General features: G+C 76.8%; 7 protein-coding genes. 1 reads left to right on the top strand and 6 read right to left on the bottom strand.

Annotated elements, in window-relative coordinates:
* On the bottom strand, positions 1–921 hold a 921-nt coding region (locus tag EF918_RS05760), incomplete at its 3' end, for an aminotransferase class I/II-fold pyridoxal phosphate-dependent enzyme (RefSeq protein WP_125641794.1).
* 131 nt (positions 922–1,052) lie between these two features.
* Positions 1,053–1,646, bottom strand: a complete 594-nt coding sequence (locus tag EF918_RS05755; RefSeq protein ID WP_260609844.1) for a TIGR03086 family metal-binding protein — start codon at positions 1,644–1,646, stop codon at positions 1,053–1,055.
* Positions 1,647–1,811: 165 nt separating this feature from the next.
* Between EF918_RS05755 and EF918_RS05750 the strand changes: the two genes are divergently transcribed.
* Positions 1,812–2,645: a methyltransferase domain-containing protein gene (locus EF918_RS05750; protein ID WP_125641788.1), complete on the top strand. Its 834-nt coding sequence runs from the start codon at positions 1,812–1,814 to the stop codon at positions 2,643–2,645.
* Positions 2,646–2,709: 64 nt separating this feature from the next.
* Here the strand turns inward: EF918_RS05750 and EF918_RS05745 are convergent, their stop codons facing one another.
* From EF918_RS05745 to EF918_RS05730, 4 genes are all read right to left on the bottom strand, one after another.
* Complete coding sequence (locus EF918_RS05745; protein ID WP_125641785.1) at positions 2,710–4,677, bottom strand: DUF5107 domain-containing protein; 1,968 nt, start codon at positions 4,675–4,677, stop codon at positions 2,710–2,712.
* 135 nt (positions 4,678–4,812) lie between these two features.
* Positions 4,813–5,718 (bottom strand): arginase family protein, encoded by a 906-nt coding sequence (locus EF918_RS05740; protein WP_125641782.1) that lies wholly within the window; start codon positions 5,716–5,718, stop codon positions 4,813–4,815.
* 176 nt (positions 5,719–5,894) lie between these two features.
* Complete coding sequence (locus tag EF918_RS05735; protein WP_125641779.1) at positions 5,895–7,925, bottom strand: prolyl oligopeptidase family serine peptidase; 2,031 nt, start codon at positions 7,923–7,925, stop codon at positions 5,895–5,897.
* Positions 7,925–9,307 carry a M20/M25/M40 family metallo-hydrolase gene (locus EF918_RS05730; RefSeq protein WP_125641776.1) on the bottom strand — a complete coding sequence of 461 codons (1,383 nt, stop codon included), beginning with the start codon at positions 9,305–9,307 and terminating at the stop codon, positions 7,925–7,927. Before EF918_RS05730 ends, EF918_RS05735 begins: the two co-directional genes overlap by 1 nt.

The following is a 9,307-nucleotide window of genomic DNA, read 5'->3' as shown; positions in this document are numbered from 1 at the left end:
GGCCCGCGGCGGCAGGGCCAGCGCACCGACGGCCAGCAGTTCCCGGTGCACGGCCGCGGCGACGGCTCCGTGCAGCCGGGCCGCGGCGATCACCCGGGCGGCGACGGCGTCGGGCTCGTCCAGCGCGTGGGCGGCGGCGCCGGCAACCGGGCCCGCGACCTGGGCCCCGGTGGCGGTGAGGACGTCCAGGGTCCGGGCCCTCAGCCAGGTGCCGCGCGGGGTGTCGGGGAAGCGGAGCACGGCGGCCGGCCAGCCGCCCGGCAGCAGCGCGCCGGACAGGTCCAGGAGCACGGCCGTCTGCTCGGGCAGCATCCCGGCCGGGCTGAGCACCAGGGTCTCGTGCGGCCGGTGCACGGTGTCCCGCCAGGTCTCGTCGGCGACCACGAACAGCCCGGCGGACTGCGCCGCCTCGCACGCCTCGTGCAGCAGTTCCGGCGGGGGCACGGTCGCGGTGGGGTCGTCTGCCACGGACAGCAGCAGCACCCGCGGGTCGCCGCCCTCCGCGCGCACCCGCCGTACGGTCTCCAGCAGCGCGTAGGGATCGGGTACGCCGCCGCACTCGGCCGGGGTGGGCACGTGGTAGGCGCGCCGGCCCAGCAGCCGGACCTGCGGGGTCCACCAGGCGGGGCAGGGGCGCGGCAGCATGACGTCGCCGCCGTGCGCACCGAGCAGCGCGAGCAGCAGGGCCGGCGCGCCCGGGCCGGCGGCCACCGCGCCGGGGTCGGTGGGCAGGCCTCGGGAGTCCCAGTACCGGCAGGCGGCCTCCCGCACGGCCGGGCCGCCCCCGGGCGGCTCGGGCGCCGACCGGACCGCGGCCTCGGCCAGTACGGCGGTCAGCTCGGGCAGCACCGGCAGGCCCGGCTCCGGCGCGGGCGGACCGTAGCGGACCGGCCCGCGCCCTTCCGGCGCCGTGCGCTGCATGCCCGCCACCGCCTCGCCTCGTCGTCGTACCTGGCTCCCGTCGCATGCCCTTTATAGGCCAGAACCGCCCGGTACGCCCTCCCTGGCCCTGCCGGAGCACCTGTGCTCGCGCCTGCCCCGGCGCGCCACACTTACGCCTTGCGCCCCAGCAGCCCCAGCAGCCGGGTCTGGGCATCGGCGTCCGGCGGCACCGGGACCGGCTCGGCGAACATCCCGCTCGCGGCGAGGCCGTCGCCGAGCGGGGTGACCACCTCGGTGGCGAGCGCCACCAGCGTGTCGGGCAGCCGTTCGTCCGCGCCGATGGCGCGGGAGAGGTCCCAGGTGTGCACGGCGCAGTCGCAGACCAGCTCCCGGCAGTACGCCGATCCGGGCGTGGGCCCCGAGGACAGCGGGACCGTGCGGTCGAGGGCGCCGGGTGCGGTGAAGGCGGCCCGGGCAGCGGCCGCGGCCGTGTCCCAGGAGGCGACGGGCGCGTCGCCGAGCAGGTCCCCGTCCAGCGAGTGGCCGATGTCCGCGAGGGTGCGGCCCTCGGCGACCAGCGGCGGGACCCAGCGCTGTTCGCCGACGACGTGGTTGACCAGGTCCCGCACCGTCCAGTCGGTGCAGGGGGTGGGGGCGTCCCACTGGTCGTCGGCGATCGCGTGCACCCGCTCCCCGAAGAGGGCCAGCGCCTCGGCGTGCCGGTCCAGCAGCTCGGTCTGCGGGTCCGTCCTGGTGTCTGCCACGGGTCTCACCGTCCTCATCCGTCGGCGCACCCCCTGACCTCAGCGTCCTCCCGGACCCCGCGTGCCGCAACGGTGGTGTCCACATCCCGAAACACCTATCTCAGGATCCGGCATGATCCTCTACGGTGGACCGCACACGCTCCGACGCACAGGAGGGGTCCCGCCATGACGTCCGACCAGCCCGCCCCGGCCGGGGAGAGCGCCGTCTACACCCACGGCCACCACGAATCGGTCCTGCGCTCGCACCGCTGGCGCACCGCACGCAACTCCGCCGCGTACCTGCTCGGCGAGCTGCGCCCGGGCCTGCGGGTGCTGGACGTCGGCTGCGGGCCGGGCACCATCACCGCGGACCTGGCCGAGCTGGTCGCCCCCGGCCGGGTCACCGCGGTCGACGCCGCGCCGGAGGTGCTGGCGCAGGCCCGGGAGCACGTGGCCGGACGGGGCCTGGACAACGTCGTGTTCGCCGCGGCCGACGTCCACGCGCTGGACTTCCCGGACGGCTCCTTCGACGTGGTCCACGCCCACCAGGTGCTCCAGCACGTCGGCGACCCGGTACGGGCGCTGCGCGAGATGCACCGGGTGTGCCGGCCGGGCGGGACGGTCGCGGTCCGGGACGCCGACTACGCGGCGATGACCTGGTACCCGGCCGTGCCCGGGCTGGACGACTGGCTGTCCCTGTACCGCACGGTGGCCCGCGCCAACGGCGGCGAGCCGGACGCGGGCCGCCGGCTGCACGCGTGGGCGCGGGCGGCCGGGTTCGAGGACGTGCGCTGCTCGGCCACCGCCTGGTGCTACGCCACGCCCGAGGAGACCGGCTGGTGGTCGGCCCTGTGGGCCGACCGGACGACGGCCTCCTCGTACGCCGCGCTCGCCACCGGGGGCGGCCACACCACGCCGACCGGCCTGACGGCGATCGCCGAGGCCTGGCGCACCTGGGGCGGCTCCCCCGACGCCTGGTTCTCGGTCCTGAACGGGGAGATCCTCTGCCGGGTGCCGTAGCCCGCGGTCCGTTCAGGGAGCCGGCCCGGGGCCGCGGTTCCGGGGGCCGGTCAAGGGCCGCCGTTCACGGGGCCGGCCGCATCCGGAAGTCGTAGGGGGCCGGCAGGGGGCGGTCCGTGAGGCGGGCCCAGAGCAGGGACAGGGTTTCGTCGCCCTCGCGCAGGTCCGGGACCTCGAAGCCCTCCTCGAAGACCCGGCGGGCCGCCACCACATGCCCCTCGGCGGCCAGCAGCCGCGCCGCCAGCAGCCGGAACCTGCCCTGTTCGCGCAGGGCGGGCCGGAGCCGCTCCCACACCGTGCGGGCCACGGCCGGGCGGTCGGCGGCCAGGGCGACCGCCATCGCCTCCCGGGCCAGCGCGGACTCCGCGGCCGTCCAGGTCCCGCCGCCCCGGCTCTCCTGCGCCAGGTCCTCGACCGCCTCGGCGTACCGCTCCACGGCCCGGTCCAGGTTCCCGGCCACCGCGTCCGCCACCGCCAGGCAGCGCAGCAGGGGCCAGCGGGACGGGGCCAGCGGCAGCCCGCGCTCCCAGCTGCGCACCGCCTGGGCGACGTCGCCCGCGTGCCACTGGGCCACGCCCAGGTGGTACTCGGTCAGTGGATCGGCCTGGGCGGTCTCCAGCATGTCGCGCCAGTGCGGGGCGACCAGGGTCGGGCCGGGCGGGGTGACCCGGCGCGGCGTCGGGAGCACCCCGGTCCGCCACAACTCCAGCCAGGGCTGCTGGGGTTCGCCCAGCGTCGACTCCGGGAACGGGGTGCCGGGCAGTTTGTGGCCGCCGCACAGCACCTCCAGCGCGCCCCAGCCGGAGCCGGTCGCCAGCCGCTCGCCCGGCTCGGCGTCGGCGTACGGCCGCCAGGCGGCCCAGGCCTCGTCCACGCGCTGCCGCGGCAGGGCCTCCTCCAGGGCCCGCCCGGCCGCCGTCCGCGCCGCCGGCCAGTCGGCGCCGTGCACCGGGGCCGGGTCGGCGGACAGCGGACCGTAGGCCTCCAGCCAGCTGAACTCGGCCCCCGCGTCCAGCCGGACGTGCTCCAGCTGGGTGCGCGCGAGGCCGGCCTGGATCTCCGCGTAGCCGGGGGTGCCGGGCTCGGTCAGCCACTCCTGCCAGCGGCGCCCGCCGTCCCCCGAGCCCCACACGAACAGCTTGCGTCCGCGCAGGTGGCCGGTGGAGGTCTGGGCGAGTCCGTACCCCTCGGCGTCCAGCGCGGCGATCCAGGGCCGTTCGCCGTCCGGGACCTCGTAGAAGAAGTCGGCCGCGTGGGTGCTGCGCAGCGGGTACGTGCGGTCGGCCCCGTCGTGCTCGGGGACCGGGACCCGGCGCAGGGTGCGCTCGTGGCCGAAGTACCAGGCCTCGTCGGCGGGGGCGAGGACCCGACTGCCGGAGTCCTCGGGGACGGCGGTGTTGGACCACCAGTACACCGGGGCGGGGCGCTCGTGGGGGTTGCGCACCCGGACGCCGACGTAGAGGAAGGCGGAGTCCTCGGGCAGCCACAGGTCGACCTGGAACGGCAGGTCCCGCAGCCGCTCCCACTCCCACAGCCGGAGCATGGTCCCGCCGTCGGGCGCCGGGACGGGCGCGGCGTGCAGCGGGGCGCAGGCGAGGGTGGTGTGGCCGGTGGCGCCGATGTTCCACTCGATGCCGCCCGAGAACCAGGCGCCGTTGAGGGCGAAGGCGGCCGGTTGGAACACCGGGTTGCGGTAGAGGAGTTCGCGCCCGGTGGCCAGGTGGACCAGGGAGTGCACCCGGCCGCCGAGTCCGGGCAGCACGGTCACCCGCAGGTGGGCGTTCTCCAGGACGACGGCCTCGAAGGCGGTCCCGGTCCGGGTGCGCCCGTACCCGTCGAGCACCCGGACCGGCAGCAGCGAGGTCAGCGGGCGGTAGCCGATCTGCCGGGCCATGTCCCGGGGCAGGCCCGCCCGGGACTGCTCGTCGAGGACGTGCACCTCGGGCAGCGGGCGCAGGGCGGGCAGCGGGTTCTCGGGGCCCAGCGGGGCGGCGGGGAGGGTGACGACGGTGCGACGCACGGTGGTGGCCATGGGGAAATGGAACACGCCGTCGCGGCCGCGGAACAGGGGTCTCGCAGTTCCTCGTGGTGCACCTCCCGCCGCGCGCCGGTGCTGCGCTCCGCACGCGTCGGCGGCTCCCTGCCCGTGCGGAGCGGGCGCCGGGCCTCAGCCGGCGTCGAAGGCGCTGGTCACCAGGTCGGCCAGCAGGGCGCCGGCCCGTCCGTCGGGGTCCCGGTCCGGGTCGTAGATGGTGACGTTGAGCCCGACGCAGCGCGGGGAGCGGACCAACTCGGCCAGCAGTGCGAAGAGTTCCTCCGGGAGCAGTCCGTCCGGGTCGGGGCTGTCGACGGCCGGCATCACGCTCGGGTCGAGCACGTCGGCGTCCAGGTGCACCCAGAAGCCCTCGGTGACCGGCGGGTGGAGCCCGTCCAGCGCGGCCCGCGCCACGGCCACCGCGCCGCGCTCACGGATCTCGGCGACGGTGGCGGCCCGGATGCCGAGGTCCCGCAGCTCGGTCAGGTCCGGGTCGCCGTCGCGGATCCCGAACAGCCGGACGTCCTCGTCGCGCAGGTACGGGCCGAGGCCTTCGAGGTCGGCCAGGTCCGCCTGGCCGCGGCCGGTGGCGAGGGCCAGCTCCTCGCCACCGGCGGCCCCGACGGGGCCGTTGACCGCGGTGTTGCCGGGGTGGCGGAAGTCGGCGGAGGCGTCGATCGCGGCGAGCCCGTAGCGGCCGAGCCGGCGCATGGCCAGGGAGGCGCCGAGCTGGATGGAGCAGTCGCCGCCGAGGACGACGGGGAACTCCCCGGCCCGCAGGTGCTTCTCGATCCGGTCGGCGAGGGTGACGGTGTACGCGGCGAGCGGGCGGGCGTGGAACACGCCGTCGCCCTCGCGCCAGTCCCCGCGGTCGTACCGTGGCGGCACCACCACCCCGCCCTCCCGGGCCCCGAGCCGGGCCAGCAGGCCCTGCTCGCGCAGGGCCCCGGCCAGCTTGTAGACCCCCGGCACCGTGCCGGGGGCGGGCGGGCGCAGACCGAGGTTGGACGGGGCATCGAGCATCACCAGGCTTCGCATTCCCCCATCCTGCGCGACCGCCCCGCCCTCGGTCGAGCGAAGGCCGGGCCTCGGAACCGACCCGTGCCGCAACCGCCACCGACGTCCCGCCGTCCGGGGGCCGAACCGGCCGTCGGGGACCGCGGGTCCCCGGTGGTCACCCGCGCAGTTCCCCGCGCTCCTGACGGGGCGCCCGACTACGGGGTCAGGTCCGCCGGTGGCACGTCGGTGCGGGTGAGGCCGAAGACCGCGACGTACAGGGCGAGTTCGGCCTCCAGTGCCCGGACCATGGTCTCTGCCCGGCGGAAGCCGTGGCCCTCGCCCTCGAAGGCGACGTACGCGTGCGGTACGCCGCGCCCGCGCAGGGCGGACAGGAAGCGCTCGGCCTGCGCGGGCGGGCAGACCGGGTCGTCCAGGCCCTGGAGCAGGACGAACGGCGCGCTGATCCGGTGGGCCCGGGCCAGCGGCGAGCGTTCGCGGCAGCGGACGGCGAGGGCCTCGGCCGGCCCGGCCAGCCCGTCGGCGTACCGGGACTCCAGGTCGTGGGTCTCGGCGGCGAAGCCCCGCAGGTCCAGGACCGGGTAGATGATCGTGCCGCAGGCGTAGAGGTCGGTGGCGGCGAGCGAGGCCGCCGCGGTCCAGCCGCCGGCGCTGCCGCCGCGGACGGCGAGCCGCCGCGGGTCCGCGGTGCCCTCGGCGGCCAGCGCCCGGGCCACCGCCGCGCAGTCCTCGACGTCCACCACGCCCCACTGCTCGCGCAGCCGTTCCCGGTAGGCCCGCCCGTACCCGGTGGAGCCGCCGTAGTTGACCTCCACCACACCGATCCCGCGCGAGGTGAAGTAGGCGATGTTCAGGTCGAGCACGGGCGGCACGTGGTCGGTCGGGCCGCCGTGGGCCCACACCACGTACGGGGGCAGCTCGGCGGCGGGCGCCCGGCGGGCCGGGTGGTGCGGGGGGTAGACGTGGGCGTGGATCTCGCGGTCGTCGGGGCCGAGGAAGGTCCGGATCTGCGGCTCGGGGTAGTACGCGGGGTCGATGTCGGCCCGGGCCCGCCGGTGCCAGTGCGCGCCGATCGCCCGGGCCCGGCCGGTGGCGGTGTCCAGTTCGACCACCTCGTAGCCGCTGCGCGGGCTGGCCGCGACCCCGTACACGCGCGGGCCGTGGGCGGCCAGGGTGGGCTGCCAGGCCGTCCAGGGCCCGGCCACGTCCACCAGGTCCCCGGTCTCGGGGTCGAGGATCCCCAGCACACAGGAGCCGAGCCCGTGCAGCACGGCCACCGCTCCCCTGACGGCGCCCGGGCCGGTCGCCGCCCCGTCGGGCAGGGGCAGCAGCCAGGTGAGGCCGCTCTTCCACAGGGGGCCGCCGAACTCCTCCTCGCGGGGGCACAGGTTGACCGGTTCCGCGGGGCCGTCGGGGTCGAGCCGGTACGGGTTCCACCAGCCGCCGCGGTCGCTGACCGCCAGCAGGGTGCCGTCGGGGGTCCATTCGGCCTGGGCGACGGCCTCGTCGGGGCCGCCCAGGACCGTGCGGATCCGCTCCAGGCGGCCGTCCGGGGTCACGTCGGCGAGCTGGAGCTCGGTGCCGTCCCAGGGCATCCGCGGGTGGTCCCACACCAGCCGTACCACGCGTGCGCCGTCGGGCGACAGGCGCGGGCCGGTGGTGAAGCGGTGGCGGTCGTCGGTGAGTTCGCGCACCGCCTTGCGGTCCTCGGCCGCGCTGCCGTCCAGCGGTACGGCGGCCAGGACGCGGCGTACGTCGGTGGGGGCGGGGCCGGTGAACTCCTCCAGCACGCACCACACCTCGCCGCCGCGCAGCACCGGGTCCACCCAGCGCAGTCCGGCTCCGACGGCCGACAGCGGGGTCAGCGGGCGGGGTGCGGGGCGACCGGGGGCGTCCGGCTCGAAGGCGTACAGGCGCTGGTCGTCGCCCTGGACGAAGACCACCAACGGCCCCGAACCGTCGGGGCGTTCGGTACCGGTCCAGGGGCGGCCGCCGTACTCGGTGACCCGGCTGCGCACGTTCCAGGGCGGCGGCAGGACCGACACCCCGTCGCCGCCGTCCGCCGCGCGGCGCACCAGGGTGCGCCGGCCGCCCTCGGCGGGCCGCGGCTCGGTCCACCAGACCTCGGCGCCCACCGTGCCCACGTACTCGGGGCGGCCGTCCAGGGCGGCGACGAGTGCGGCGTCGATGGGCGACGGCCAGCTGCCGTACGCCCCGGTCGGCATCATTACAGGGCCCTGAGGGCGTGGTCGAGGACGCGTACCCCGAAGTGCAGGGCCTCGACGGGGACCCGCTCGTCCACGCCGTGGAAGAGGGACCAGTAGTCGAAGCCGGGCGGCAGCTTCAGCGGGGAGAAGCCGTAGCCGGTGATGCCGAGCCGGGAGAACTGCTTGGCGTCGGTGCCGCCGGCCATGCAGAAGGGCACCACCCGGCCGTCGGGGTCGAACCGCTCGACGGCCTGGCGCAGCACCGCGTACGTCGGCCCGTCCACGGGGGCTTCCAGGGCGACCTCGCGGTGGTGGAACTCCCAGTCCACGTGCGGCCCGGTCAGCTCGTCGAGGGTCCGGCGGAACTCGTCCTCGCCACCGGGCAGGACCCGGCCGTCGACGTACGCGACGGCCTGGCCGGGGACCACGTTGAGCTTGTAACCGGCGCTGAGCATGGTCGGGTTGGCGCTGTTGCGGACGGTCGCCTCGACCAGCGCGGCGGCCGGGCCCAGCTTGCCGAGGACGGCGTCCAGGTCGAAGTCCCGGGCGCGGGGGTCGACGGAGAGCCCCTGGAGGGCCGCGAGTTCGGTGATGCAGGCGGCGACGGTGCCGGTGAGCCGGACCGGCCAGCGGTGTTCGCCGATGCGGTGGACGGCGGCGGCGAGCCGGGTGACGGCATTGGCCGGGTTGGGCTTGGAGCCGTGCCCGGTGGTGCCGTGCGCGGTGAGCTTGAGCCAGGCGGTGCCGCGCTCGCCGGCGGCGATCGGGTAGAGGGCCGGGCCGGGGCCGGCGTGCAGGGTGAAGGCCCCGGACTCGCTGAGCCCCTCGGTACAGCCCTCGAACAGTTCCGGGTGGTGGTCGGCGAGGAAGCCGGAGCCGTCGACGGCGCTGTCCTCCTCGTCGGCGGTGAAGGCGATCACCACGTCCCGGCGGGGCCGCACACCGGCCCGGGCCCAGGCCCGTACGACGGCCAGCACCATGGCGTCCATGTTCTTCATGTCCACGGCTCCACGGCCCCAGACCACCCCGTCGCGGACCTCGCCGGAGAACGGGTCCACGCTCCAGTCGGCGGCCTCGGCGGGGACCACGTCGAGGTGGCCGTGGACGAGCAGGGCGTCGGCGGCCGGGTCGGTGCCCTCGATCCGGGCGACCACGTTGGTACGGCCGGGGGTGCGCTCCAGCAGGAGCGGCTCCAGCCCGGCGGCGGCCAGGGCCTCGGCGGCGTACTCGGCGGCGGGCCGCTCGCGGCAGTCGCCGCCGCCGCGGTTGGTGGTGTCGATGCGGATCAGGTCCGAGGTGAAGCGGACCACCTCGTCGAGGGCGAGGGCGTCGACCGGAGAGCCCACCGGGGAGTCCGCCGGAGAGTCCACCGGTGGCTCCGCCGGGGCCGCGAAGCGTGTCAT

The organism is Streptomyces sp. WAC06614, from assembly GCF_003949795.1.
Taxonomy (GTDB): domain Bacteria; phylum Actinomycetota; class Actinomycetes; order Streptomycetales; family Streptomycetaceae; genus Streptomyces.
This window is presented reverse-complemented; position numbering and strand designations above follow the sequence as displayed.

What these genes read in the sequence shown, in the direction of transcription:
- EF918_RS05735 (WP_125641779.1), bottom strand. Translation starts at nt 7,925, where the DNA reads ATGATGCCGACCGGGGCGTACGGCAGCTGGCCGTCGCCCATCGACGCC.
- EF918_RS05730 (WP_125641776.1), bottom strand. Translation starts at nt 9,307, where the DNA reads ATGACACGCTTCGCGGCCCCGGCGGAGCCACCGGTGGACTCTCCGGCG.
- EF918_RS05740 (WP_125641782.1), bottom strand. Translation starts at nt 5,718, where the DNA reads ATGCGAAGCCTGGTGATGCTCGATGCCCCGTCCAACCTCGGTCTGCGC.
- EF918_RS05745 (WP_125641785.1), bottom strand. Translation starts at nt 4,677, where the DNA reads ATGGCCACCACCGTGCGTCGCACCGTCGTCACCCTCCCCGCCGCCCCG.
- EF918_RS05750 (WP_125641788.1), top strand. Translation starts at nt 1,812, where the DNA reads ATGACGTCCGACCAGCCCGCCCCGGCCGGGGAGAGCGCCGTCTACACC.